Origin of the sequence: Escherichia sp. E14V7 (assembly GCF_004212225.1) — a bacterium.
In the GTDB taxonomy this organism is placed as follows: domain Bacteria; phylum Pseudomonadota; class Gammaproteobacteria; order Enterobacterales; family Enterobacteriaceae; genus Escherichia.
On sequence record NZ_RHJJ01000010.1, the window covers coordinates 182,510 to 208,451 of the forward strand.

23 protein-coding genes and 1 tRNA gene are annotated in these 25,942 nt (G+C 51.2%); 10 read left to right on the top strand and 14 right to left on the bottom strand.

Going from position 1 to position 25,942, the window contains the following annotated elements:
- Positions 1–8: 8 nt before the first annotated feature.
- Complete coding sequence (locus D9741_RS12010) at positions 9–923, bottom strand: LysR family transcriptional regulator (RefSeq protein WP_130215827.1); 915 nt, start codon at positions 921–923, stop codon at positions 9–11.
- A 272-nt stretch (positions 924–1,195) separates the two neighbouring features.
- Here D9741_RS12010 and D9741_RS12015 point away from each other — a divergent pair, with 272 nt between their 5' ends.
- Complete coding sequence (locus tag D9741_RS12015; RefSeq protein WP_130215829.1) at positions 1,196–2,629, top strand: gluconate:proton symporter; 1,434 nt, start codon at positions 1,196–1,198, stop codon at positions 2,627–2,629.
- A gap of 149 nt (positions 2,630–2,778) precedes the next feature.
- Entirely contained in the window at positions 2,779–4,020 is a 1,242-nt protein-coding gene (gene agp / locus D9741_RS12020; RefSeq protein ID WP_130215831.1) for a bifunctional glucose-1-phosphatase/inositol phosphatase, read from the top strand.
- Between the two features lie 402 nt (positions 4,021–4,422).
- Here the strand turns inward: agp and D9741_RS12025 are convergent, their stop codons facing one another.
- Both D9741_RS12025 and wrbA read right to left on the bottom strand, forming a co-directional pair.
- On the bottom strand, positions 4,423–4,650 hold the full coding sequence (locus D9741_RS12025) for a YccJ family protein (protein WP_001143120.1): 228 nt from the start codon (positions 4,648–4,650) through the stop codon (positions 4,423–4,425).
- Positions 4,651–4,670: 20 nt separating this feature from the next.
- A complete protein-coding gene (gene wrbA / locus D9741_RS12030) occupies positions 4,671–5,267 on the bottom strand; it encodes an NAD(P)H:quinone oxidoreductase (RefSeq protein WP_001151442.1) in 597 nt (198 codons plus the stop codon).
- 376 nt (positions 5,268–5,643) lie between these two features.
- On the opposite strand from wrbA, the gene D9741_RS12035 reads away from it, so the two are divergent.
- Positions 5,644–5,817, top strand: coding sequence for a general stress protein (locus D9741_RS12035; RefSeq protein WP_001273658.1), 174 nt, complete (start codon positions 5,644–5,646; stop codon positions 5,815–5,817).
- A gap of 257 nt (positions 5,818–6,074) precedes the next feature.
- On the opposite strand, the gene rutG is transcribed toward D9741_RS12035, so the two are convergent.
- The 7 genes from rutG to rutA are packed head-to-tail and all read right to left on the bottom strand — an operon-like array spanning position 6,075 to position 11,518.
- On the bottom strand, positions 6,075–7,403 hold the full coding sequence (gene rutG / locus D9741_RS12040) for a pyrimidine utilization transport protein G (protein WP_130215833.1): 1,329 nt from the start codon (positions 7,401–7,403) through the stop codon (positions 6,075–6,077).
- 20 nt (positions 7,404–7,423) lie between these two features.
- Positions 7,424–7,918, bottom strand: a complete 495-nt coding sequence (rutF, locus tag D9741_RS12045) for an NADH-dependent FMN reductase RutF (RefSeq protein ID WP_001028095.1) — start codon at positions 7,916–7,918, stop codon at positions 7,424–7,426.
- A 10-nt stretch (positions 7,919–7,928) separates the two neighbouring features.
- The gene (locus D9741_RS12050; protein ID WP_130215835.1) at positions 7,929–8,519 is read right to left on the bottom strand and encodes a malonic semialdehyde reductase; all 591 of its coding nucleotides are present in this window, start codon (positions 8,517–8,519) and stop codon (positions 7,929–7,931) included.
- 9 nt (positions 8,520–8,528) lie between these two features.
- Positions 8,529–9,329 carry a pyrimidine utilization protein D gene (rutD, locus tag D9741_RS12055; RefSeq protein ID WP_130215837.1) on the bottom strand — a complete coding sequence of 267 codons (801 nt, stop codon included), beginning with the start codon at positions 9,327–9,329 and terminating at the stop codon, positions 8,529–8,531.
- A gap of 7 nt (positions 9,330–9,336) precedes the next feature.
- Entirely contained in the window at positions 9,337–9,723 is a 387-nt protein-coding gene (gene rutC / locus D9741_RS12060; protein WP_001126780.1) for a 3-aminoacrylate deaminase, read from the bottom strand.
- A gap of 11 nt (positions 9,724–9,734) precedes the next feature.
- Positions 9,735–10,427, bottom strand: a complete 693-nt coding sequence (gene rutB / locus D9741_RS12065; protein ID WP_001307708.1) for a peroxyureidoacrylate/ureidoacrylate amidohydrolase RutB — start codon at positions 10,425–10,427, stop codon at positions 9,735–9,737.
- A complete protein-coding gene (rutA, locus tag D9741_RS12070) occupies positions 10,427–11,518 on the bottom strand; it encodes a pyrimidine utilization protein A (protein WP_001602169.1) in 1,092 nt (363 codons plus the stop codon). The genes rutB and rutA overlap by 1 nt, the downstream gene beginning before the upstream one ends.
- A 287-nt stretch (positions 11,519–11,805) precedes the next feature.
- On the opposite strand from rutA, the gene rutR reads away from it, so the two are divergent.
- Positions 11,806–12,444 (top strand): HTH-type transcriptional regulator RutR, encoded by a 639-nt coding sequence (gene rutR / locus D9741_RS12075; RefSeq protein ID WP_000191701.1) that lies wholly within the window; start codon positions 11,806–11,808, stop codon positions 12,442–12,444.
- A 39-nt stretch (positions 12,445–12,483) separates the two neighbouring features.
- Here rutR and putA read toward each other — a convergent pair whose 3' ends face one another.
- Positions 12,484–16,446 carry a trifunctional transcriptional regulator/proline dehydrogenase/L-glutamate gamma-semialdehyde dehydrogenase gene (gene putA / locus D9741_RS12080; RefSeq protein WP_130215839.1) on the bottom strand — a complete coding sequence of 1,321 codons (3,963 nt, stop codon included), beginning with the start codon at positions 16,444–16,446 and terminating at the stop codon, positions 12,484–12,486.
- Between the two features lie 57 nt (positions 16,447–16,503).
- Here putA and D9741_RS23360 point away from each other — a divergent pair, with 57 nt between their 5' ends.
- The 6 genes from D9741_RS23360 to phoH all read left to right on the top strand — a co-directional run bounded on the left by D9741_RS23360 (position 16,504) and on the right by phoH (position 23,311).
- Entirely contained in the window at positions 16,504–16,710 is a 207-nt protein-coding gene (locus D9741_RS23360; protein WP_135381141.1) for a hypothetical protein, read from the top strand.
- A 157-nt stretch (positions 16,711–16,867) separates the two neighbouring features.
- The gene (gene putP / locus D9741_RS12085; RefSeq protein WP_001018479.1) at positions 16,868–18,376 is read left to right on the top strand and encodes a sodium/proline symporter PutP; all 1,509 of its coding nucleotides are present in this window, start codon (positions 16,868–16,870) and stop codon (positions 18,374–18,376) included.
- A 218-nt stretch (positions 18,377–18,594) separates the two neighbouring features.
- Positions 18,595–19,425, top strand: a complete 831-nt coding sequence (gene efeU, locus D9741_RS12090) for an iron uptake transporter permease EfeU (RefSeq protein ID WP_000497942.1) — start codon at positions 18,595–18,597, stop codon at positions 19,423–19,425.
- A 57-nt stretch (positions 19,426–19,482) separates the two neighbouring features.
- Positions 19,483–20,610, top strand: a complete 1,128-nt coding sequence (gene efeO / locus D9741_RS12095; RefSeq protein ID WP_130215841.1) for an iron uptake system protein EfeO — start codon at positions 19,483–19,485, stop codon at positions 20,608–20,610.
- A 5-nt stretch (positions 20,611–20,615) separates the two neighbouring features.
- The gene (gene efeB, locus D9741_RS12100) at positions 20,616–21,887 is read left to right on the top strand and encodes an iron uptake transporter deferrochelatase/peroxidase subunit (protein WP_130215843.1); all 1,272 of its coding nucleotides are present in this window, start codon (positions 20,616–20,618) and stop codon (positions 21,885–21,887) included.
- A 635-nt stretch (positions 21,888–22,522) separates the two neighbouring features.
- Positions 22,523–23,311, top strand: coding sequence for a phosphate starvation-inducible protein PhoH (phoH, locus tag D9741_RS12105; protein ID WP_167850467.1), 789 nt, complete (start codon positions 22,523–22,525; stop codon positions 23,309–23,311).
- A 114-nt stretch (positions 23,312–23,425) separates the two neighbouring features.
- Here the strand turns inward: phoH and D9741_RS12110 are convergent, their stop codons facing one another.
- The 3 genes from D9741_RS12110 to D9741_RS12120 form a co-directional block, all read right to left on the bottom strand.
- Positions 23,426–24,286, bottom strand: coding sequence for a hypothetical protein (locus tag D9741_RS12110; RefSeq protein ID WP_130215845.1), 861 nt, complete (start codon positions 24,284–24,286; stop codon positions 23,426–23,428).
- 205 nt (positions 24,287–24,491) lie between these two features.
- Positions 24,492–24,869: a DUF1878 family protein gene (locus D9741_RS12115; RefSeq protein ID WP_130215847.1), complete on the bottom strand. Its 378-nt coding sequence runs from the start codon at positions 24,867–24,869 to the stop codon at positions 24,492–24,494.
- 968 nt (positions 24,870–25,837) lie between these two features.
- Positions 25,838–25,925: transfer RNA gene (locus D9741_RS12120), tRNA-Ser, on the bottom strand.
- Between the last annotated feature and the right edge of the window lie 17 nt (positions 25,926–25,942).

Sequence of the window (25,942 nt, forward strand, 5' to 3'; positions counted from 1 at the left end):
CAAAGCATTTAGACCTGAGGGGCAATTGACTTTTTATTTTCAGGGTATAACTCAAGGTTAATGGCTCGCAGCTGGAGACGTAATTGCTGACAGAGGAAATCGACAAATTTTTGTGTAATGGGGCTAAGTGAAACGTCGGCGCGGCGTAGCAAGCAAAGGTCAATTTTCATTGGCGGGGCGATGGGGTGAATCGTCTCTGCCGGGAGGTTATGACGGGCAGAGAAAATATCGGTAATACTGCATCCCATTCCGCGTTTTACAAATTCCGTGGCCATGTAATAGGTCTGGACATTCAGGCGCGTCGTCAAAAAATCACGTCGTTTAGCTATTGCATCGGAAAGGGAATGAGGGCCGGGAGAAATCCAGCGTTGTTGGTCAATCTTGTCTATTTCTACTGCGCCCTGGCGATAGTCCCGGTCGATATAAACCAGCGGAACTTCGGCGATCAGCGTCGTCATAATTTCCCCCTGTTGAATCGGCTGTAGCGTCAGGGCCAGATCAATCTCACGCAGATCAAGTTTTTTAACCAGCGTTTCAGTGTGCTCTGTCGTCAGTGTCATGACCAGATTCGCATTCTGCTGGTAAAACGCCGTGACTATTTCCGGCACCAGACTTAATCCCAGGCTTGGCAGGCATCCCAGGGCTATTCTGGCTCGCGGATCTCGCGTCAGGTTATCGGCCAGCAGTCGCAGGTTGTCGAGTTCGTGATAAATCGACTGCGCTTTTTCAAAAAGTGTGATCGCTTCGCTGGTTGGAAGAAGCTTGCCACGAACTCGCTGAAAGAGCTGAAAACCGAGTTTTTGCTCAGCGTTTTTTAACGCTTTACTGGCGGCCGGCTGGGAAATATTCAGCGATTCCGCTGCCCGTGAAAGTGTCCCGCATGTCATCACAGCATAGAAGATTTCCAGGTGGCGCAGTTTCATTAAGAGTTAACCCAAAGTTATAGACGATAGATAAAAAGTCATTTCATGGTAACACTAAGTTAACATAAATTTAATGCGTAACGCCTGTTCTGGTAACAATGCGTTATTTGCCCACCTAAAGGGGTTAATTACGAACTCAGAATAATACCTGTAGTACCCGGACAAACCCTCAGTGCATTTTGCTAACAATAATAACGAGGGGGGATATTTTCTGAGCTGTCCAAATATATCGGCTGATATTGAAAGTCGATTCGATGGGGTTAAGGAGTTATATGAGTGACTCAATGCTCGCTGGTGGTTCACTAACCAGACAAAATATCACCAAAAAGAATGTCATTATTGGCTTGTTATTGATTGCATTTTTACTGATAGCGTTCTGGTGCCAGGGGCGTCCAGGTAATGAACTCGGACTGCTTGGTTTTACACCACTGGTGGCGTTAGCGGTGCTCTCGTTGATAGGCGTCGATATTGTTCTGGCGGTTATTTCATCGATTATTATTGCGATGATAATGACTTCCACCGGCTTACCTGAAATGGGTGCCATGCTGGCAAAATCGACGGGATCGTTTATCGCCACTGTTGGTTTGATCATTATGCTTGGCGCAGGCGTAGGTGAAGTGGCAACACGTACCGGAGCCGCCGTTGAACTGGTCAAATTTGTGGTGCATCGTATCGGGCTTTCCAGCCAGACACGGGTCAAATTTGGTATCGTCGTCTCATCCATTCTCATCTGTGGCGCGCTGGGTACTATGGCAGGCGGCAACGCCATTATTGTTGCGGTGATTATTCCCGTGGCGGCGGCAGTACGGCTGACACCGCCTACAGTGGCTGCACTGATGATGACGGCGGGGTCAGTGGGATTGTTTACCGGGCCATTTACTCCCAGTACCGTGACGATTTTACAACTCGGCGGCCTGACTTATCCGCAATACCTGATGTACGTCGGGCTGCCAATGAGCGCCGTGACGTTATTTGCTGGCTGGATAATGGCCGGGCGAATTCAGAAGATGACGGAAGGAAAATTACACTACGAAGTGGATCTCTCAGAGAAAACTCAGGAAGACGAGGATCCTGCCCGCGATCGTCGTCGCAAACTCAGCGCCCTGGCATTTGCTGCAACCATTATTGTGATGGCGGTTATTGGCGTAGTGATAAAAGCAGGTTTTAGTTTTGCCATTATCGTTATGCTGTTGGTGGCGTTGATCACCGGGCTGGTGGGCGGATTAAGCCCAACCGGGATCCTGCAAGCGCTGTATAAAGGCTGTGGCAGACTGGTGTGGATGTTTCTGCTCTACTGGCTGTATAACCCGATTCTGGAACTTATGGATAGCCTGCAGGCGTATCAGGGGTTGCTCGAATACACACAACCACTGTTAACCGGGATATCTCCGGCATGGCTTTGCTTCTGTATTTTTGCCTTTAACATTATCGGTCATGTGCCAGGTGCTGCTGTTGCTCAGATGACCTTCACGCATAAAATATTTGGTCCGATGTTGATGGCTGCGGGAGTGCCGCCACAGGGTACAACGGCAGTATTATTAGCCTCATCGCAAGTGGACTGGTTTGGGCCTTTCCCGTCATCGGATATGTTCGGTCAAATGGGGCTGGCACAATCAACTCACCTGAAATATATGCTTTATAACGGTTGGGCTATTGTCATTGCCAATATCATTCTTTTTGCCTTGCTGTTTCAGATATTAGTTTAACGATACAAACCAGGCGATAGCGCGACTACTGTCCGTTATCGCCTGACGGTTTCCCGCCTCGTCATCTGCTAAATTGCGAACCTGTTCCCGGAAAAATGCCATATTTCTGTCACACTCTTAATTGATTGATAACTAAAGAGGTGATGGGAATGAAAAAAACGCTAATCGCTGCGGCCGTGGCTGGGATGGTTTTACTCTCTTCGAATGCTCAGGCACAGACCGTGCCGGAAGGCTATCAGCTACAGCAAGTGCTACTCATGAGCCGTCATAACTTACGTGCGCCTCTGGCAAATAATGGCAGTGTGCTTGAGCAGTCGACGCCGAATAAATGGCCGGAGTGGGATGTTCCCGGTGGACAACTCACGACCAAAGGCGGCGTGCTGGAAGTGTATATGGGCCATTACATGCGTGAGTGGCTGGCAGAGCAGGGAATAGTGAAAACGGGTGAATGCCCGCCGCCGGACACCGTTTATGCCTATGCCAATAGTCTGCAACGAACCGTTGCGACCGCACAGTTCTTTATTACCGGCGCATTCCCGGGGTGTGATATTCCTGTGCATCACCAGGAAAAAATGGGCACTATGGACCCAACCTTTAACCCGGTGATCACCGATGATTCCGCCGCATTCAGTGAGCAGGCGGTAGCGGCAATGGAAAAAGAGCTCGGCAAACTTCAGCTTACCGACAGCTACCAGTTACTGGAAAAAATCGTTAACTATAAAGATTCACCAGCCTGCAAAGAGAAACAGCAGTGTTCGCTGGTGGACGGTAAAAATACCTTTAGCGCGAAGTATCAGGAAGAACCAGGCGTTTCCGGGCCGCTAAAAGTGGGCAACTCGCTGGTGGACGCGTTCACCCTGCAATACTACGAAGGTTTCCCGATGGATCAGGTGGCCTGGGGGGAAATCAAATCAGATCAACAATGGAAAGTGTTGTCGAAACTGAAAAACGGTTACCAGGATAGCCTGTTTACTTCACCGGAAGTGGCGCGTAATGTCGCGAAACCGCTGGTCAGTTATATCGACAAAGCCCTGGTTACCGATCGTGCCAGTGCGCCGAAAATCACAGTGCTGGTTGGGCACGACTCAAACATTGCCTCTCTGTTAACGGCGCTGGATTTCAAACCGTATCAGTTGCATGACCAGAACGAACGCACGCCGATTGGCGGCAAAATCGTTTTCCAGCGTTGGCATGACAGCAAAGCTAATCGCGATTTGATGAAAATTGAATATGTGTACCAGAGTTCGGAACAGTTGCGTAATGCCGATGCGTTAACGTTGCAGGCACCTGCGCAGCGTGTGACGCTGGAATTAACCGGCTGCCCGATAGATGCCAACGGTTTTTGCCCGATGGATAAGTTTGATAACGTGTTGAATGAAGCGGTGAAATAACAGAAAGCTCCCCCCGCGAGAAGCGGGGGAATATGAGACTGATGACAAACGTGAGATTGCCTGATGCGCTACGCTTATCAGGCCTACCCGAGAATTGCACTATATCGAATTTGCACGATCATGTAGGCCGGATAAGGCGTTCACGCCGCATCCGGCATGAACAAAGCGCACTTTGTCAACAATTTGAAAGCTCCCCCGCGAGAAGCGGGGGAATATGAGATTGATGACAAACGTGAGATTGCCTGATGCGCTACGCTTATCAGGCCTACCCGAGAATTGCACTATATCGAATTTGCACGATCATGTAGGCTGGATAAGGCGTTCACGCCGCATCCGGCATGAACAAAGCGCACGTTGTCAACAATTTGAAAGCTCCCCCGCGAGAAGCGGGGGAGTCGCTGATTAAACGTTTTTACGTTCGATGGTCTGTTCGCCCCAAAAAAGCGAATCTTTATCGGTTTTAGCAAAGGCTTTGACTAACACTTCATCGCTACCTTCTTCCCAAATTTTTTCCGCCATTTTTTCGTCATACCCGGCGACTTCGAAAATGGCCTCGGCTATTTCCGGCGACGTATTGCGCAGAGATGCCCATTCACCCACGTGATGAGCTTTCGCTTCTTGAGTTGGCATGCGTATCCTCCTGTTGAAGATTAGCCGTTGAGTTTAACTGCCAGACCAGCGACGTATTCCCCCTGATAACGTGCGATAGACAACTCTTCCTGGCTGGGTTGGCGTGAACCGTCACCGCCTGCAATGGTGGTTGCGCCGTACGGCGTTCCGCCGCGAACCTGCGAGACGTCAAAAAGTTCCTGCGCTGCGTAGCCAATAGGGACAATCACCATGCCGTGGTGCGCAAGTGTCGTCCAGGTGGATGTGATGGTTTGTTCCTGACCGCCGCCGGTGCCAGTAGAGCTAAAGACGCTCGCCAGTTTTCCGTACAATGCGCCAGAAGCCCACAGGCCGCCCGTCTGGTCGAGGAAGGTACGCATTTGCCCGGACATATTGCCGAAGCGGGTTGGCGTACCAAAAATAATGGCGTCGTAATCGGCCAGTTCTTGCGGAGTTGCAACGGGTGCAGTTTGCGTTTTACCGCCTGCTTTTTCGAATAATTGCGGCTGCATGGTTTCCGGTACACGCTTAACAACAACTTCTGCGCCATCGACTTTGCTTGCGCCTTCAGCGACTGCGCGCGCCATCGTTTCGATATGTCCGTACATGGAATAATAAAGCACCAGAACTTTAGCCATTTCTAACCACTCCTCGTGTTATCTCTATTCCGTAGCGATTCGCTACCACTCTTTTAAAGATAAGACGTCCTTTTCAGAGTGCAAATTTCACAACCACTTATTTGATTTATAACAACTTTCACAAGCGCGTAAATTTGTCGCAAAATGATACATTTTTATCCCATAGCGTTTTTTTAATCATAAGAGAGGCTTATGGATAATTATTGGAAATGATATCTATTCTCGCTCAGAACCTGTTGCAGGATATTACCAAACGCGGGTCCACCCGCGTCAGTTCACTAAGCTTAGTCCCACGTAGCGAAAATATGGCACCGCCATACGCCGCGTTAATTCTATGCAATGCAATATGATGTCTACATCAAGACGGAGGTCAGTAATGGCAAACCATCGAGGCGGTTCAGGTAATTTTGCAGAAGACCGCGAAAGAGCATCAGAAGCAGGTAAAAAAGGTGGACAGCACAGCGGGGGTAATTTCAAGAATGACCCGCAGCGCGCATCTGAAGCAGGTAAAAAAGGTGGCAAGAGCAGTCACGGCAAAAGCGACAACTAGCCGGGCTAATCAATGACGAATGCATTTTTGTCTCTAGCTCGTCAAAAAGCCATCACCGCCGGTTACCCGGCGGTTGATACTGATGACAAACGTAAGCTTGCCTGATGCGCGATGCTTATCAGGCCTACCAGAAGATTGCAATATATTGAATTTGCACTGTTTTGTAGGCCGGATAAGGCGTTTACGCCGCATCCGGCATGAACAATGCGTACGTTGTCAACAATCTGCACCGCCGGGTAATCCCGGCGGTTTTCTGTTCATGGCTCCTGATGAACAACTTCTGGCGGAGGAACGTCAACCAACTTTCTGCTTAACAACGCATTGAGTAAAATCGCGCCAAAAGTTGCTGTACCGATCCCTCCCAACGTAAAACCGCCCAGCGTGAGAGCAAAATCACCCGCGCCCAGCACTAACGTTACCGCGACCATTATCAAATTGCCGTTCTGGCTTAAATCCACACGGTTTTGTACCCAGATCCGCGCGCCTGCGACGGCAATCAGCCCGAACACAACAATTGATGCACCACCAATCACCGCTGCAGGAATGGTATGAATCAGCGCGCCAAATTTCGGCGAAAAGCCCAACAGCATGGCGATGACGGCAGCAGCAACAAACACCAGCGTTGAGTAGACTTTCGTCACGGCCATCACACCGATATTTTCAGCATAGGTGGTCACGCCGCTACCGCCGACAGAGCCGGAAAGCATCGTTGCCAGCCCATCACCGACGAATGCCCGCCCCATATACGGGTCCATATTGCGTCCGGTCATCCCGGCGACTGCCTTGAGATGACCTAAGTTTTCCGCCACCAGAATCACCGCCACGGGCGCAATCAGCATCATTGCCTGACCATTAAAAGCAGGAGTGGAAAAATGTGGCAAACCGAACCAGGCAGCATGGCTGACGAGAGTAAAATCGACGGCTTTTCCCAGCCCTAAAACGTTGGTCATCACGCCATACAGCAGACAAGCGACAATTAATCCTACGAGAATCAGCAACCGCTGGACCATGCCTCGGGTAAATACGGCCACCAGCCCAATACACAGCACCGTCATTACCGCCATCCAGCTATCAAAGCCCGAAGCCGATACACTTTTTACCGCGATAGGCGCTAAGTTCAGGCCAATCGCCATCACCACCGCACCCGTCACTACGGGCGGCATCAGGCGTTCAATCCAGCGCGTACCGATCTTCATCACCACCAGGCCAATGACGGTATAAACCAGCCCACAGGCGATAATCCCGCCCAGCGCAATGCTGATATTCGGGTTAATGCCCTGGCCGTTAAAGCCCGTTGCAGCAATCACCACACCAACAAAAGCCGCGCTGGAACCGAGATAACTGGGAACGCGTCCTCCGGTAATAAAGAAAAACAGTAACGTGCCGATCCCCGACATTAAAATGGAAAGATTGGGATCCAGCCCCATCAGGATAGGCATTAACACCGTCGCGCCAAACATCGCCACCGCGTGTTGAACGCCCATTACTGCCGTCTGAGCAAACGGCAATCGTTCATCCGGCGCGACCACGCCGCTCTCTGTAGAGGTCGATTTTAACTGCCAGTGAGGAAAACCGAACATTGCCATCAGCTGTCTCCTTAAGGAGGTTAACAAGCAGGGCGCATCAGCGCGTGATAACTGCGATCGAACCACACCAGCCCGTAGGGGGTGGCGTGACGATGAATCGCCTCGATGGCGCAAAACAGAATGTCGTGGGTGCCGACGCTCACCACCTGGCTGATACGGCAGTCAAACGAAACCAGCGCCTCTTCCAGTTGCGGGCATCCGGTCACACCCGTCTGCCAGCGGGCGGCGGCAAAGCGGTGTTCCATGGGCGTTTTGCCGCCAAAAAGGTTGGAAAGCGGCTCCTGCCCGGCGCTCAGTGTATTTACACACAGCGTTCGATTTTCATTGAATACCGGCCAGACGGACGCCCCACGATTCAGGCACACCAGTAATGTGGGCGGCGTATCGGTCACGCTGCAGACCGCGCTGGCGGTGAACCCGGCGCGCCCGGCTGGACCGTCCGTGGTGATGATATTGACTGCCGCGCCCATACAGGACATCGCATCGCGAAAAGTTTGTTGATCGACAATGTTCATAGTTTGCTCCTTACAACAGCCCGCAGGCTTCTTCAAAGGACAGACGTGGCAGGCGCGCAAAAAGTTTGCTGCTATCGCCATAGCCGATATTAATCAGCAGATTGCTCTTCAGCGTGCTGCCTGCAAAAAAGGCGTCGTCCACGTGTTGACGGTCGAAACCCGACATCGGGCCGGTATCCAGCCCCAGCGCACGGCAGGCAACGATCAGATAGGCCGCCTGCATGGAGCTGTTGCGAAACGCTGTTTCTTCGGCAAGTTGCGGGCTGGAAGTAAACCAACTGCGGGCATCGCCGTGAGGAAACAGTTGCGGTAACCGTTCATAAAATTCACTGTCCCAGGCGACGATAGCGGTGACGGGCGCGGTCAGGGTTTTTTGCAGATTGCCGCTGGAAAGCGCCGGGCGCAGACGTTCTTTTCCTTCTGCCGTGCGGATAAACACGATCCGTGCCGCAGAACAGTTAGCTGATGTCGGCCCCCATTTCATCAGCGCATAAATCTCCCGTAGCGTCTCATCGCTGACGGGTGTCTCCCGCCAGCCGTTGTGAGTGCGGGCATCGGTGAACAGGGTGCTAAGCGCACCTGGGCTAACGGCTTCGTTCATAGCAATTCCTTACAGGGCGGCTTCACGGTGATGTAACAGGCTAGCAAGCCCGTTGAGTAACAGAGCATTAAACGTTTCGGGATCGGTCACGTTGCAGGCGTGTCCGCCATAGCGTATCACTATTTTCTGGCTATCGGGCAGGGCGGCATGAAGTTCACTGGAACATGCTGATGGCACCAGCAGATCATCACTGGCACAGATGATTTGCACCGGGCAGCGGATGCGATCCGCATGGTGACTAAAGTCAGTGCGTTTGAGGGCGTTAAGTCGACGCAGTAAATTATTTTTGCCCTGAAAATGCGCCAGTGCCAGCGCGTCTTCTGCCTCCAGGCGAGGTGCGCGGGCCGCCATCCAGTCGGCGGGATAGAGGAACAACGGCTGCGCTTCCACCCATGCCTGTGCGCCGCCGCTATACAGTAATCGTTCGCGAACCTGAAAACAGCGGCGCGTATGGGCGTTTATTCGTAGCCAGCCGTTAACGCTGACCAGCACAGTTACCGACGTGGGATAATCCAGCGCCAGCTGCATTCCCACCAGCGCACCGAGCGCATGGCCGACCACCGCGTAACGCTCAATCCCTGCGGCTACCAGTGCCTGATGCAATTCTGCTGCCATCTGGGCGATACTGTAATCTTCTGCCAGCGTGTCGGGATTATTGCCGGTACCGCGCTGGTCGTAACAGATTACCTGATACTCCTGCTCCAGCACCGCCAGTTGCGGTAACCAGTAACTGCCGCTACCGCCAAGACCCGAAATCAACAACACTACGGGCGCATCAGCATAAGGGGGAGGTGAGAGTGAAAGTTTCATCGCGGCCTCACTTGGCGATATGCGCAATTGTGGCGATTTCCACCAGCGCGTCAGGTTTTACCAGTCCGCACTGAATGCAGAATCGCGCCGGTTTATCACCCGGAAAAAACTCGGCGTAGATTTCGTTAATCGCGGCGTAATTTTTCCAGTCGGTAATAAATATGCTGTTGAAGGTCACGTCCGCCATCGTGCCACCCGCCGTCTCGATCACCTTGCGGATGGTTTCCAGAACGTGGCGGGTTTGCGCCTTTGGGTCATCGGCAAACAGCACATTATTATGTTGATCAAAAGCCAGCGTACCGGAGACGTACACCACGCCATCAGCCAGCGTGCCGGGAACGAAGGGGGCCAGCGGTGCGCTGCTGCCAGCGGGAATAATTACGGATTTTGGCATCGTTAAACTCCTTAAGCGATACGAGCAAAGGACGTGGGAGAAAGCGCGTCGCAGAACGTTTCGACGTCGCTGACCCAGCCAAAAAAGGTTTCGATATTGAACAATGCGGCTTTCTGCGCAAATTCTGGCCCCGCCTGGTGTGTTGCGTCTTCCAGCACCACGCCGAAATACTCCAGAAAAAAGCCGTCGCGTAGCGTCGATTCGACGCAGACGTTGGTAGCGATGCCGGTGAAAACCAGATGGCGTATTCCGCGGCTGCGCAAAATGCTGTCCAGCGGCGTATTGAAGAATCCGCTGTAGCGCGGCTTCGGCAGCACGATATCGCCAGGCTGCGGCACCAGTTCATCCACCAGTTGATAATCCCAGGAGCCTTTCGCCAGCAATTTCCCTTGCAGCTGCGGCTGCTTACGCATGGTTTTCAGGGCGTTCGATTTATGAAAATTCGGTGAGCCGGGGCCGCCAGCCTCGACATACTGTTCATCCCAGCCATTTTGAAACCAGATGATCAACATCCCTGCCGCTCGCGCTGCGGTCACGGCGGTTTGAATGTTGGCAATGACCGGGCGAGTGGTTGAGACATCAAACCCGGCGAGATCTAAATAGCCGCCTGGCGTGGCATAGGCGTTTTGCATATCCACCACGATCAGCGCACTTTGCTGCGGATCGAAGGTAATGGCTTCCGGTCGAGCGGTTAAGGTTGTCATCATGCCACCTCCTGTGTAAGCGCAGGGAGATGGGCGCGGCACTGCATCAGTGGTTGAATGCGCTCGCCGAAGGTTTCGATTCCCGACAGAAAATCATCGAAGGTCAACAGCACGCCTTCGGTACCAGGCACGCTTGCGACTTCATCTAACATGCGCGCGACACTGGCGTAAGAACCGACTAACGTCCCCATATTGATGTTTACCGCCGAAGTGGGATCGGCCATCTGACGGACGTTGGTGTCAGTACCGGAGCGGGTATCTTTCTGACTTTGTTCGGTTAGCCAGCTTAACGCCTCTTCATCTGCGCCCGCTTTGTAGTGTTCCCATTTGGCGCGAGCGGCATCGTCGGTTTCATCGGCAATCACCATAAACAACACATAAGAGCCAACGTCGCGCCCGGTTTGCTCTGCGGCCTGTTTCATCCGCGCAGCGGTCGGGGCGAAAGCCGTGGGGGTATTTACGCCTTTGCCGAAACAGAAGTTGAAATCGGCATACTGAGCGGAGAACGCCATGCCAGCGTCGCTTTGCCCGGCGCAGATCACTTTCATGGGGACACTCGGTTGCGGACTGACGCGACAATCATTCATGGTGAAAAAATCGCCTTTAAAATCGCTTTTCCCCGTGCCCCACAGGTCGCGCAGCACCTGAACATATTCGGTGAGATAGTCGTAACGACGGGAGAAATAGTCATCGCCAGGCCAGATACCCATCTGCTCATACTCGGGCTTTTGCCAGCCAGTCACGAGGTTGACGCCAAAACGCCCGCCAGAGATGGAGTCGATGGTTGCGGCCATACGGGCGACGATTGCCGGAGGTAACGTTAAGGTGGCAGCAGTGGCGTAAATCTGAATGCGCGAGGTCACGGCCGCCAACCCCGCCATCAAGGTGAACGACTCAAGGTTGTGATCCCAGAACTCAGTTTTGCCGCCAAAACCACGCAGTTTGATCATCGACAGGGCGAAATCGAAATGGTAGTGCTCCGCTTTTTGCACAATGGCTTTATTCAGTTCAAAGGTCGGCATGTACTGCGGCGCGTGGGTCGAAATGAGCCAGCCGTTGTTGCCAATAGGTACAAATACGCCAATTTTCATCATCAACCTCTCTTCGTCTCGTAAAGTGAAAGTCAGACGGGGCGCTGCATCCTGCATATCCTTTTCAGCCGCGTAATGGCTTGTTTGCAAAGCGGATGCCAGTTTTTAAAAAGTTAATGTTATTAATGTGTTAACATTGCGTTATCTAAAATATCTGGTAAAAAGTGGACTAAACGGTCAAAACAGTTGCACATAAAACATGCATCTGTGCGCGATGAGAGTGCAGAAGGTCGAGGCCGGGCGGGGGTTTTGCTATCCTGTTGCCAATCTACAAGAGGGGAGAGCGCATGACGCAAGGCGCAGTGAAAACAACGGGTAAACGTTCGCGCGCAGTAAGCGCGAAGAAAAAAGCGATTCTTAGCGCGGCACTGGACACTTTTTCGCAATTCGGTTTTCACGGCACACGGCTGGAGCAGATCGCAGAGTTGGCGGGTGTTTCAAAAACCAATCTGCTGTATTACTTTCCGTCAAAAGAGGCGCTGTATATTGCCGTGCTGCGGCAGATTCTCGATATCTGGCTGGCACCGTTAAAAGCGTTTCGTGAAGATTTCGCCCCGCTGGCGGCGATCAAAGAGTACATCCGTCTGAAGCTGGAAGTTTCCCGCGATTATCCGCAGGCTTCGCGCCTGTTCTGTATGGAAATGTTGGCAGGTGCACCGCTGTTAATGGATGAACTGACGGGCGATTTGAAGGCATTAATTGATGAGAAATCGGCGCTGATTGCCGGTTGGGTCAAAAGCGGCAAACTCGCGCCGATTGACCCGCAGCATTTGATTTTTATGATTTGGGCCTCCACTCAACATTACGCCGATTTCGCCCCTCAGGTGGAGGCGGTGACAGGTGCGACGTTGCGCGATGAGGTATTTTTCAATCAAACGGTTGAAAACGTGCAGCGGATTATTATTGAGGGGATTCGACCACGTTAAAGATGCCGGAGGAGGTTGTAACATCCTCCGGCTACCTGTTTAACCGATCGTCATTAAACTGGCGTTACCGCCAGCGGCAGCGGTATTCACACTCAGCGAACGTTCGATATACAGCCGCTCCAGCAGGATATTGCTTTCGCCACGGGCAAAACCCTGCACCGAAACAATTGCGCCATCCCGCGCGGCAACCGCTTCACACAATGCGCGAAGCTGATCCGAATCACCGTGGAAGATCACCGCATCAAACGGTTGAGCGGCTATATTTTCCGCTTTCGCCAGTTGAATACGTTCGCTGACTGCCGATGGCAATGCCTTCACTAACTGACGATGCAGCGCGTCATCCGGCCACAGTACCTGGCTGCCCACCGCCAGCACGGCGGCGAGCTGAGTCAGCGCATCCTGCTCATCATCCGCAATACACAACACGCGCTCACGCGGCAGCAGCGTCCAGGTGTTACGTTCACCCGTCGGCCCTGGCAGCAATCGTTGTGTTCCTGCCTGCGCCAGCTCGCCATATTGCATACATAACGCCTGCAATTCTGGACGATTTGCTGCCCATTCCCGCAGTGCATTTAGCGGCTGAGTCAATGCGGCTTTCAACTGCGCATCGACCGGATACTCTGCATCCTGACGCGCGAGCGTTACTGCCAGCGCACTTTCCGGGCGATTCGCCAGCAGACGGTAGAGATAGAGCGGACCGCCAGCTTTCGGCCCGGTACCGGACAACCCTTCGCCGCCGAACGGCTGCACACCAACCACTGCACCCACCATATTACGGTTAACGTACAGGTTACCGACATGCGCCGAGCCAGTGACCTGGGCGATGGTTTCATCAATGCGCGTATGAACGCCAAGCGTCAGGCCATAACCGGAAGCGTTAATCTGCTCGATCAGCTCCGGCAGCTGGTTACGGTTGTAACGCACCACATGCAGCACCGGACCAAAGACCTCTTTTTGCAATTCGGCAAAGTCATCCAGTTCGATAAGCGTCGGCGCGACAAAGGTGCCGCTTTGCCATTCGCGGGCATCTTCGCTGTTTTCCCGCACCGCCTGGAACACCGGACGGCCTTTGCTACGCATGGTCTGAATATGGCGCTCAATATTGGCTTTCGCTTCGCTATCAATCACCGGACCGATATCGGTGGTCAGGCGACCCGGATTACCCATCCGGCATTCGGCCATTGCGCCGCGCAGCATTTTCAACGTGTGGTCGGCAATCTCATCTTGCAGGCACAGCACACGCAGTGCCGAACAACGCTGACCTGCACTGTCGAACGCCGAGGCCAGTACGTCTATTACTACTTGTTCGGTCAGGGCGGAGGAATCGACAATCATCGCGTTCATGCCGCCGGTTTCAGCGATGAGCGGAATAGGGCGACCCTGAGCGTCCAGGCGGCTGGCGATATTGCGTTGCAGTAACGTAGCGACTTCGGTTGAACCGGTAAACATCACCCCGCGCACGCGATCATCACCCGTCAGTTGCGCGCCCACGGTTTCACCCCGACCTGGCAGCAATTGCACCACGCCTGGCGGTACACCCGCTTCCAGCAAAATGGCGATCCCTTGCGCGGCAATCAGCGGCGTTTGTTCTGCCGGTTTTGCCAGCACGCTGTTACCTGCCGCCAGTGCGGCGGCGATCTGCCCGGTGAAAATAGCCAACGGGAAGTTCCACGGACTGATACACACCACAGTCCCTAATGGACGGTGGGTTTCGTTAGCGAAATCATCCCGCACCTGTCCTGCGTAGTAGTGGAGAAAATCGACCGCTTCGCGCACTTCGGCGATGGCGTTACTGAAGGTTTTTCCGGCTTCACGCACCAGAATACCAATCAGTTGCTGCATCTGGCTTTCCATTAGCACGGCAGCGCGATGCAAAATTGCCGCGCGTTCAGCCGGAGGAGTGGCAAACCAGATTGGCGCGTTATTAACCGCACTTTCCAGCGCCAGTTCTACTTCACGCGGCGTGGCTTCACGCACATAGCCCACAATATCTTTCGGTTCCGCAGGGTTAATAACGGGCGACATCTCACCAGCCGTGACCGGTTGTTCCAGCATTGGCAAGGCCTGCCATTTTTGCAGTGCACTATTGAGCAGGGCAGAAGAGAGCGAGGCCAGACGGTGTTCATTGGCGAGATCCAGCCCTGCCGAGTTGTCGCGCCCCTGACCGTAAAGATCGCGCGGCAGGGGAATTTTCGGATGTGGTAATCCCGTTTGCCCTTCCTGTTGCGCCAGTTTTTCTACAGCAGTGACCGGATCGGCGACCAGTTCATCCAGTGGCAAAGAGGTGTCGGCAATACGGTTAACAAACGAGGTGTTAGCACCGTTTTCCAGCAGGCGGCGCACCAGATACGCCAGCAGCGTTTCATGTGTGCCAACCGGGGCATAAATACGACACGGACGGTTAAGTTTGCCGTCGGCAACTTTCCCGGTGACCTGCTCATACAGTGGCTCGCCCATACCATGCAGGCACTGGAACTCGTACTGACCCGGATAGTAGTTTTGACCTGCCAGTTGATAAATCGCTGCCAGCGTATGGGCGTTGTGCGTCGCGAACTGCGGGTAGATTAGATTCGGTACCGCCAGCAGCTTTTTCGCACAGGCGAGATATGAAACGTCGGTATACACCTTGCGGGTATAAACCGGATAGCCTTCAAGGCCGTCCATCTGCGCACGCTTGATTTCACTATCCCAGTACGCGCCTTTCACCAGGCGAATCATCAGACGGCGACGGCTGCGGGTGGCGAGATCAACCAGGTAATCAATCACCAGTGGGCAGCGTTTTTGATAAGCCTGAATAACAAAACCGATGCCGTTCCAGCCTGCCAGTTCCGGCTCGAAACAGAGTTTTTCCAGCAGATCGAGGGAAATCTCCAGACGATCGGCCTCTTCGGCATCAATGTTAATACCAATATCGTATTGACGCGCCAGCAGGGTGAGTGATTTCAGACGTGGGTACAGCTCTTCCATTACCCGGTCATACTGGGCGCGGCTGTAGCGCGGATGCAGCGCCGACAGCTTGATTGAAATGCCCGGACCTTCATAGATGCCACGACCATTGGATGCTTTACCAATGGCGTGAATCGCCTGCTGATAGGAAACCATATACGCCTGTGCGTCTGCGGCAGTCAGCGCGGCTTCGCCCAGCATATCGTAGGAGTAACGGAAACCTTTTTCTTCCAGCTTGCGGGCATTGGCTAACGCTTCCGCGATGGTCTCACCCGTGACGAACTGCTCGCCCATCAGGCGCATCGCCATATCCACACCTTTGCGGATCAGCGGTTCACCGCTTTTACCGATAATGCGATTCAGCGAGCGGGAGAGGCTGGCTTCGTTATGGGTAGAAACCAGTTTGCCGGTAAACAGCAGCCCCCAGGTGGCGGCATTAACAAACAAAGACGGGCTACGACCAATGTGTGACTGCCAGTTACCGTTGCTGATTTTGTCGCGAATTAACGCATCCCGGGTGGCTTTGTCGGGAATACGCAACAACGCTTCTGCCAGACACATCAGCGCCACGCCTTCCTGCGATGACAGCGAAAACTCCTGCAATAATCCCTGAACCATACCTGCGCGACCACTGGCGTTTTTTTGATTACGCAGTTTATCGGCCAGTTGATACGCCAGTTTGTGCGCCTGTTCGGCAATCGGCTGCGGCAGGCGAGCTTGTTCCAGCAGCATAGAAACCGCTTCAGTTTCCGGGCGGCGATACGCGGCGGTGATAGCGGCGCGGGAAACCGACTGGGGCAAAATTTGCTCGGCAAAGTCGAGGAATGGCTGGTGTGGTTCCTCTGCCGGAGTCGGTGCTTCATCGCTCTCATTGGCCGCGCCAGAAAGCAGCGCAGGTAGCTCCGGCAAGGTATCGCTATTTTCCAGTTGTTCAAGATAAGAAAAAATCGCCTGCTTAATTAACCAGTGCGGTGTGCGATCGATACGTGTCGCGGCTGACTTAATACGCTCACGCGTCGCGTCGTCCAGCTTAACCCCCATGGTGGTGGTTCCCATGCCATTACTCCTGTTGTTCTGAAAAGTGCAACTTAACGTTATCGTGAAATATCTATCATGTTGCAACTTTGTGCAACCGCGTTAAATGTGACTTACGTAGCAAGCTTAAAAATGAATGAAATGTTAATAAAAGAAATCGATATGACAGGGATTAAAAAAGTAACGCAGACTTTTTCTCTGCGGCAGTTAACATTTTTGAAAGGTGCAACCGTAAAAAATGTGAGGAAGTGCAACCTGATGAAAAATAGTATCGCTGGGCAATAAAATTTGATGTAAATGATGTGTTAAATCGATTGTGAATAACCAGCACTTCCGGCAGGATACGGTCGCCCTGGTAAAACATAAACTCTGTTACCCCGTTCCGGTGGCAGATATAACGGCAAGTTTCGACATTGCCGATAATAATTTTTGGAGACTTTAGATGGCTATTAGCACACCGATGTTGGTGACATTTTGTGTCTATATCTTTGGCATGATATTGATTGGGTTTATCGCCTGGCGATCAACGAAAAACTTTGACGATTATATTCTGGGCGGTCGTAGCCTTGGGCCATTCGTGACGGCATTATCGGCGGGTGCGTCGGATATGAGCGGCTGGCTGTTAATGGGGTTGCCGGGCGCGGTTTTTCTTTCCGGGATTTCCGAAAGCTGGATCGCCATTGGTCTGACATTAGGCGCGTGGATTAACTGGAAGCTGGTGGCCGGGCGGTTGCGTGTTCATACCGAATACAATAATAACGCCTTAACTCTGCCGGATTATTTCACCGGGCGCTTTGAAGATAAAAGCCGCATTTTGCGCATTATCTCCGCGCTGGTTATTTTGCTGTTCTTCACCATTTATTGCGCTTCGGGCATTGTGGCAGGCGCGCGTCTGTTTGAAAGTACCTTTGGCATGAGCTACGAAACGGCTCTGTGGGCAGGAGCTGCGGCGACGATCCTTTACACCTTTATTGGCGGTTTCCTCGCGGTGAGCTGGACTGACACTGTACAGGCCAGCCTGATGATTTTTGCCCTGATCCTGACGCCGGTTATCGTCATTATCAGTGTCGGTGGCTTTGGCGACTCGCTGGAAGTGATCAAACAAAAGAGCATCGAAAACGTGGATATGCTCAAAGGGCTGAACTTTGTTGCCATTATCTCGCTGATGGGCTGGGGGCTAGGTTACTTCGGTCAGCCGCACATTCTGGCGCGTTTTATGGCGGCGGATTCTCACCATAGTATTGTCCATGCGCGTCGTATCAGTATGACCTGGATGATCCTCTGCCTGGCAGGGGCGGTGGCTGTTGGCTTCTTTGGGATTGCTTACTTTAACGATCATCCGGCGTTGGCTGGTGCGGTAAATCAGAACGCCGAGCGTGTGTTTATCGAACTGGCGCAAATTCTGTTTAACCCGTGGATTGCCGGGATTCTGCTGTCGGCGATTCTGGCGGCGGTGATGTCAACCTTAAGCTGCCAGTTGCTGGTATGTTCCAGTGCGATTACTGAAGATTTGTACAAAGCGTTTCTGCGTAAACATGCCAGCCAGAAAGAACTGGTGTGGGTAGGGCGTGTGATGGTGCTGGTAGTGGCGCTGGTGGCGATTGCGCTGGCGGCAAACCCGGAAAACCGCGTGCTGGGCTTAGTGAGCTACGCGTGGGCAGGCTTTGGCGCGGCGTTTGGTCCGGTGGTGCTGTTCTCGGTGATGTGGTCACGCATGACGCGCAACGGTGCGCTGGCGGGGATGATCATCGGTGCGCTGACGGTTATCGTCTGGAAGCAGTTCGGCTGGCTGGGTCTGTACGAAATTATTCCGGGCTTTATCTTCGGCAGTATCGGGATTGTGGTGTTCAGTTTGCTGGGTAAAGCGCCGTCAGCGGCGATGCAAAAACGCTTTGCTGAAGCAGATGCGCACTATCATTCAGCGCCGCCGTCACGGTTGCAGGAAAGCTAAGGGAAGGCGTTTTAACGAAAATCCCACGTTATAATGGGAAGCAAGCAGAGGGCAATCGGTGATTGCCCTCTGTGTTTTCTCTCAAAAAAATTTTACATTTTCTCATCACTATTACTACATTCTGCTTGTGTTTTTCCTCGCCGTAATGATAATCGCTATCACTGCGATTTACTTTTCTTTGCATAGATTGACTCAGAAAAACGTTTAAGGGTGGTGGCATGTTTGTTCCGTTTCTCATTATGTTGCGCGAAGGACTTGAAGCCGCGCTGATTGTCAGTTTGATTGCCAGCTATCTTAAGCGTACCCAGCGAGGCCGGTGGATTGGTGTGATGTGGATTGGCGTGTTGCTTGCCGCTGCGTTGTGCCTGGGCTTGGGTATTTTCATTAATGAAACTACCGGCGAATTTCCGCAAAAAGAACAGGAACTGTTTGAAGGTATCGTGGCGGTGATCGCCGTGGTGATCCTTACCTGGATGGTTTTCTGGATGCGTAAAGTGTCGCGCAACGTCAAAGTGCAACTGGAACAGGCAGTCGATAGCGCATTGCAGCGTGGAAATCATCATGGCTGGGCGCTGGTGATGATGGTCTTTTTTGCCGTTGCAAGGGAAGGGCTGGAGTCGGTCTTTTTCCTGCTGGCGGCATTTCAACAAGATGTCGGGATCTGGCCGCCGCTGGGTGCAATGCTCGGTCTTGCTACAGCTGTGGTGCTCGGATTCCTGCTCTACTGGGGCGGTATTCGTCTGAATCTCGGCGCATTTTTCAAATGGACCAGCCTGTTTATTCTCTTCGTCGCCGCAGGGCTGGCAGCTGGTGCCATTCGCGCATTTCATGAAGCTGGCCTGTGGAACCACTTTCAGGAAATCGCCTTCGATATGAGCGCGGTGCTCTCAACTCACTCGCTGTTTGGCACGCTGATGGAAGGGATTTTTGGCTATCAGGAAGCGCCGAGCGTCAGCGAAGTCGCCGTCTGGTTTATTTATCTCATCCCGGCGCTGGTGGCATTTGCTCTGCCGCCACGTGCAGGGGCGACAGCGTCTCGCTCTGCGTAACAAATACGACGCAAACTCTTGCTTAGTTACAACATACTTTAAAGGGATAGTCTCGTCATGACCATTAACTTCCGCCGTAACGCATTGCAGTTGAGCGTGGCTGCGCTGTTTTCTTCTGCTTTTATGGCTAACGCCGCTGATGTACCGCAAGTCAAAGTGACCGTGACAGACAAGCAGTGCGAACCGATGTCCATTACGGTTAACGCCGGGAAAACGCAATTTATCATTCAGAACCACAGCCAGAAGGCGCTGGAGTGGGAGATCCTTAAAGGCGTGATGGTGGTGGAAGAGCGGGAAAATATCGCCCCTGGCTTTAGCCAGAAAATGACGGCGAATTTACAGCCTGGCGAATACGATATGACCTGCGGCCTGCTGACTAACCCGAAAGGGAAGTTAATCGTCAAAGGTGAGGCAACGGCGGATGCGGCGCAAAGTGATGCGCTGTTAAGTCTTGGTGGTGCAATTACTGCATATAAAGCGTATGTCATGACGGAAACCACGCAGCTGGTGACTGACACCAAAGCATTTACCGACGCCATCAAAGCAGGCGATATCGAAAAAGCGAAAGCACTGTATGCGCCAACGCGCCAGCACTATGAGCGCATTGAACCGATTGCTGAACTGTTCTCCGATCTGGATGGCAGCATTGACGCCCGTGAAGATGATTACGAGCAAAAAGCCGCCGATCCGAAATTCACTGGTTTCCACCGTCTGGAAAAAGCATTGTTTGGCGACAACACCACCAAAGGAATGGATCAGTACGCTGACCAGCTTTATACCGATGTGGTCGATTTGCAAAAACGCATCAGTGAACTGGCTTTCCCACCTTCAAAAGTGGTCGGCGGCGCAGCCGGACTGATTGAGGAAGTGGCAGCCAGCAAAATCAGCGGTGAAGAAGATCGCTATAGCCACACCGATCTGTGGGATTTCCAGGCTAACGTTGAAGGCTCGCAGAAAATTGTCGATCTGCTGCGTCCACAACTACAAAAAGCCAACCCGGAGCTGCTGGCAAAAGTCGATGCTAACTTCAAAAAGGTCGATACCATTCTGGCGAAATACCGTACCAAAGACGGTTTTGAAACCTACGACAAACTGACCGATGCCGACCGGAATGCACTGAAAGGGCCGATTACTGCGCTGGCGGAAGATCTGGCGCAACTTCGCGGTGTGCTGGGGCTGGACTAAGCGTTATGCAGTATGAAGATGAAAACGGTGTGAATGAACCGTCACGCCGACGTTTACTGAAAGGGATTGGTGCACTGGCGCTGGCGGGAAGTTGTCCGGTCGCTCATGCACAAAAAACGCAAAGTGCGCCGGGTACGCTTTCACCGGATGCACGCAATGAGAAACAGCCGTTTTATGGTGAGCATCAGGCAGGGATCCTGACGCCACAACAGGCCGCAATGATGCTGGTGGCATTTGATGTGCTTGCCAGTGATAAAGCCGATCTTGAACGGCTGTTTCGCTTGTTGACTCAGCGTTTTGCTTTTCTGACTCAGGGCGGAGTGGCACCAGAAACGTCAAATCCGCGCCTGCCGCCACTCGATTCTGGCATTCTTGGCGGCTACATTGCGCCCGATAATCTCACCATCACGTTATCGGTGGGCCACTCATTGTTTGATGAGCGCTTTGGCCTTGCGCCACAGATGCCGAAAAAGTTGCAGAAGATGACGCGTTTCCCTAACGATTCGCTGGATGCGGCGTTATGTCATGGTGATGTGTTGCTACAAATTTGCGCCAACACCCAGGACACGGTGATCCATGCGCTGCGCGATATCATCAAACACACGCCGGATTTGCTCAGTGTGCGCTGGAAGCGGGAAGGGTTTATTTCCGATCACGCGGCGCGTAGTAAAGGCAAAGAGACGCCGATAAATTTGCTGGGCTTTAAAGACGGCACTGCCAATCCCGACAGCCAGAATGATAAGTTGATGCAAAAAGTGGTGTGGGTCACGGCAGATCAGCAGGAACCTGCGTGGGCTATCGGCGGCAGCTACCAGGCGGTGCGCTTGATTCAGTTTCGGGTGGAATTTTGGGACAGAACGCCGCTGAAAGAACAGCAGACGATTTTTGGTCGTGATAAGCAAACCGGTGCGCCGCTGGGGATGAAGCATGAGCACGATGTGCCGGATTACGCCAGCGATCCGGAAGGGAAGGTGATTGCGCTGGACAGCCATATTCGTCTGGCGAATCCCCGCACGGCGGAGAGTGAGTCCAGTCTGATGCTGCGTCGTGGCTACAGTTATTCGTTGGGCGTCACCAACTCCGGGCAACTGGATATGGGGTTATTGTTTGTCTGCTACCAACACGATCTGGAAAAGGGCTTCCTGACAGTACAAAAAAGGCTCAATGGCGAAGCGCTGGAGGAATACGTCAAACCTATCGGCGGCGGTTATTTTTTTGCGCTACCGGGAGTGAAGAACGCGAATGATTACCTGGGAAGGGCGCTATTGCAGGTTTAATGTTTTTAGGCGGATAAGGCGTTTACGCCGCATCCGGCGTTCGTGCACTGATGCCTGATGCGACGCTTGCGCATCTTATCAGGCCTACAATCGGTGCTGGCTCGGTAGGTCGGATAAGGCGTTCGCCGCATCCGGCGTTCGTGCGCAGATGCCTGAAGCGAATCCTGCTGAAAGCACACAGCTTTTTTCATCACTGTCATCACTCTGTCATCTTTCCAGTAGAAACTAATGTCACTGAAATGGTGCTTTATGGTTAAATATAAGTAAATATATTGTTGCAATGAATGCGAAAACTGTTGTACTTATTAAGTAACAGCGGTAGTTCCCGGCAGTGATAGTCAGTCACTATGGAGATCGCGGATGGTAACGTCCTGTACTGGACATGTTTTTGACAATCAACGCTCGACCAAACGCGGAGATTTCTCCTCCGGTAGCAACTTCGTCACTCTGTATTTTTACTCACTTCCTCCCTTTTCTCGTGTTACCGACGCCGTGAACGGTGCGCGTAGCCGTTTTCGGTGTTATTTCCAAAAGCAAACTATGGCTTACAAGGAAGCCAACCCTCTGATGTTCGTGCGCATAATCGCGCTGCCAACGGCGCGTGTGATGAATACAAACAACTCAAGGTGCTCTCCATGGGAAGACAAAAAGCAGTGATCAAAGCTCGTCGCGAAGCGAAACGTGTGCTGAGACGGGATTCACGCAGCCATAAACAGCGTGAAGAAGAATCGGTCACCTCGCTTGTGCAGATGAGCGGCGTAGAAGCCATTGGTATGGCCCGCGACAGTCGCGATACTTCGCCAATCGTGGCGCGAAATGAAGCGCAATTGCACTATCTGAAGGCTATTGAGAGTAAGCAGCTGATATTCGCTACGGGCGAAGCCGGGTGCGGTAAAACCTGGATCAGTGCGGCAAAAGCGGCAGAGGCCCTGATACATAAGGATGTCGACAGGATCATCGTCACCCGTCCAGTTTTGCAAGCCGATGAAGATCTTGGCTTCTTACCTGGGGATATCGCAGAAAAGTTTGCTCCCTATTTTCGTCCGGTCTATGACGTGCTGGTCCGGCGCCTGGGGGCTTCCTTTATGCAGTATTGCCTGCGACCGGAAATAGGGAAGGTGGAAATCGCGCCGTTCGCCTATATGCGTGGACGTACCTTTGAAAATGCAGTTGTCATTCTTGACGAGGCGCAGAATGTGACTGCCGCGCAAATGAAAATGTTTTTAACCCGCCTCGGGGAAAACGTAACGGTTATCGTCAATGGTGATATCACGCAATGCGATCTGCCTCGCGGCGTGCGCTCTGGATTAAGTGACGCGCTGGAACGTTTCGAAGAAGATGAAATGGTCGGGATCGTCCGGTTCGGCAAAAATGATTGCGTACGTTCGGCTCTTTGCCAACGTACGCTACATGCCTATAGTTAAGCGTATTACAAGCGCAGAGCCCGGGCTAACCGGGCTTTGTTTTTGATGTGTATGGCCCAGAGTGCAAATTTATCTAAAACTACTTACAGCCGGTTTAGTTGCAATGCAGGATAGCTATTTTAAATTATAAAGTCTGTTCTCAATATATTCATTCAGTTTTGTCAGCTCTTCTGCGATTTTTTCCTTGTTTAATTCATTGTTGTCGGTCATGGTTAATAAAATCAATTCCTTTGTTTTTTTTGATAAAATTCCCGGGTGGAAATTTCTGCTGTTATACATTTCATGAATAATGCTGAGTAATTCGTTATTGAAAAAATCAATATTATCCATGTTGTCGATTTGAGGGTTGCTGTCTTGAAAATTTTTAATAATTTTATTTATTTTGATAAGGAAATAAAACTCAATATTTCTCTGGGTTTGTTCTTCTGGTGTGAAAATTGGAAAGTCATAATGTTCACATATTGTATCATAATCAGCAAACTTTTCGTTTTCAATTGACCATAACTTTTTCTTTTCTATTTTATCCTTCGTTGATTTTATCTCTGAAAACATTCTTTTTATTATCAATAAAATGATGGCGGTGACAAATAAAATAATTACGCCAATATGTGTGGAGTAATAAAAGAGTAACATGATAAATGAAATTACTGGTAGTGCTAATGAGGTAATAATCAATAAGTTACCGACTTTACTATATGAGTGTAGTTCAAAAATGAATTCCCTTTCGCCACTTGCGAATATGTAAAATAATGAGAAGCCTGTGTTCAGTAATGTTGATATTGCGAAACCTAACGTAGCCCACCACAGCGGAAAACTATTGGAGATATTAACAGGGGGGACACTAAAAAGCCCAATAAAAAAGGTAAAGCAGGCTCCAGTAAGAATTGAGTGAAAATATGAAAACCATTTTATACTCTCCCCTGTATGATACCCTTTTTTATATGCACGCCAGGCAATCCGCTTTGTATTATACATGGTTCTATCCTTAAATTGATTTACTATGAAAACTATACTAATTGATATTAATGCATGAGATTATTATTAATATCGTATATAATTTACTACATCATCGCCCGAATCAATTCCATATCAGTTTGTGCGATAGATTAGTGGATAAATAAATGATTATGAACAAATGCATTTATCTGGTAATAGATTTAGCCTACTACCAGATAAACAATCAGTTATTGTGGCGAATAATTTGGTAAAACTCGGCAGGTATGTTGGGGCCAAAACTCAGCGCATATTGATAACAAACATCTGTCCACTGATGGTTTTTGTAAAAAGCAAGAATAACTTGTTTTACCATTTGGTATTCAATATCGAGTTCATCTTTTAAGTCGTTTTCAAATTCATACCATTTTAATTTTTCATTGTTGCTTAATTTTTCATCGTATTTTTCAAATATATCATGTGTACGATTAATGTTTCTTTCATTCCAATCCATTGAAATAGTTAATGACTCCACGGGATGATTATGATAATCGATTATGTCACCAAGGATACTTATATGGTATTTTAATTTTTCAATTTCTTTTGAAATTTCAGTTAAGTTCATGCTTTATCCTCCATTTTAGAATATGTAGAATTCATCGCAGATATGACATCTTGAGTCTTTGTTTGTAGATCATGAACATATGCGAGTCTGGAGTGCCTGAATGCCAACCTGTTTCGTAAGAGTTAAGATTTATTTTGCTTCAACAAGAAGCAGGTGAGTATCAGCATCAGGATCTTTTGTATCAAGAGTTCCTAAAGCAATATCGGAAACTCTTTTGTCTTGTGCTCGCTTCAGAAGAGCATAGTCATGCTGTCTGTTATTAAAGGATACTCCCATCCATTTACCCACAATAGTTAGAATTGAATCACTTTGTACATTTATATTCAGCTTTTGCCTTGGTAAATAATAAATATTATTTCGGTATTATCTAATGCAAAAATGATTTTACAAAACAAGGTATCACTTACCTCATCCTTTCTGAACGCAACAGGAGACTATTTTGGGAAATTCCTCGTCGCCCTGCGGGCAGCCCGTTCACTGCGTTCGCGGTCTGTCCAACTGGCTGGCGCCAGTTGTCGAACCCGGGTCCGGGCTTCTCATCCCCGCCGGGCTGTGCAACATGCGAAAAAAAAGCCCGTACTTTCGTACGAGCTCTTCTTAAAATATGGCGGTGAGGCGGGGATTGACTCGCTTCGCTCGCCCTGCGGGCAGCCCGTTCACTGTGTTCACGGTCTGTCCAACTGGCTGTCGCCAGTTGTCGAACCCGGGGCCGGGCTTCTCATCCCCGCCGGGCTGTGCAATATGCGAAAAAAAAGCCCGTACTTTCGTACGAGCTCTTCTTAAAATATGGCGGTGAGGCGGGGATTGACTCGCTTCGCTCGCCCTGCGGGCAGCCCGTTCACTGCGTTCACGGTCTGTCCAACTGGCTGTCGCCAGTTGTCGAACCCGGGTCCGGGCTTCTCATCCCCGCCGGGCTGTGCAACATGCGAAAAAAAGCCCGTACTTTCGTACGAGCTCTTCTTAAAATATGGCGGTGAGGCGGGGATTCGAACCCCGGATACGTTGCCGTATACACACTTTCCAGGCGTGCTCCTTCAGCCACTCGGACACCTCACCAAATTGTTGTTCCTGTC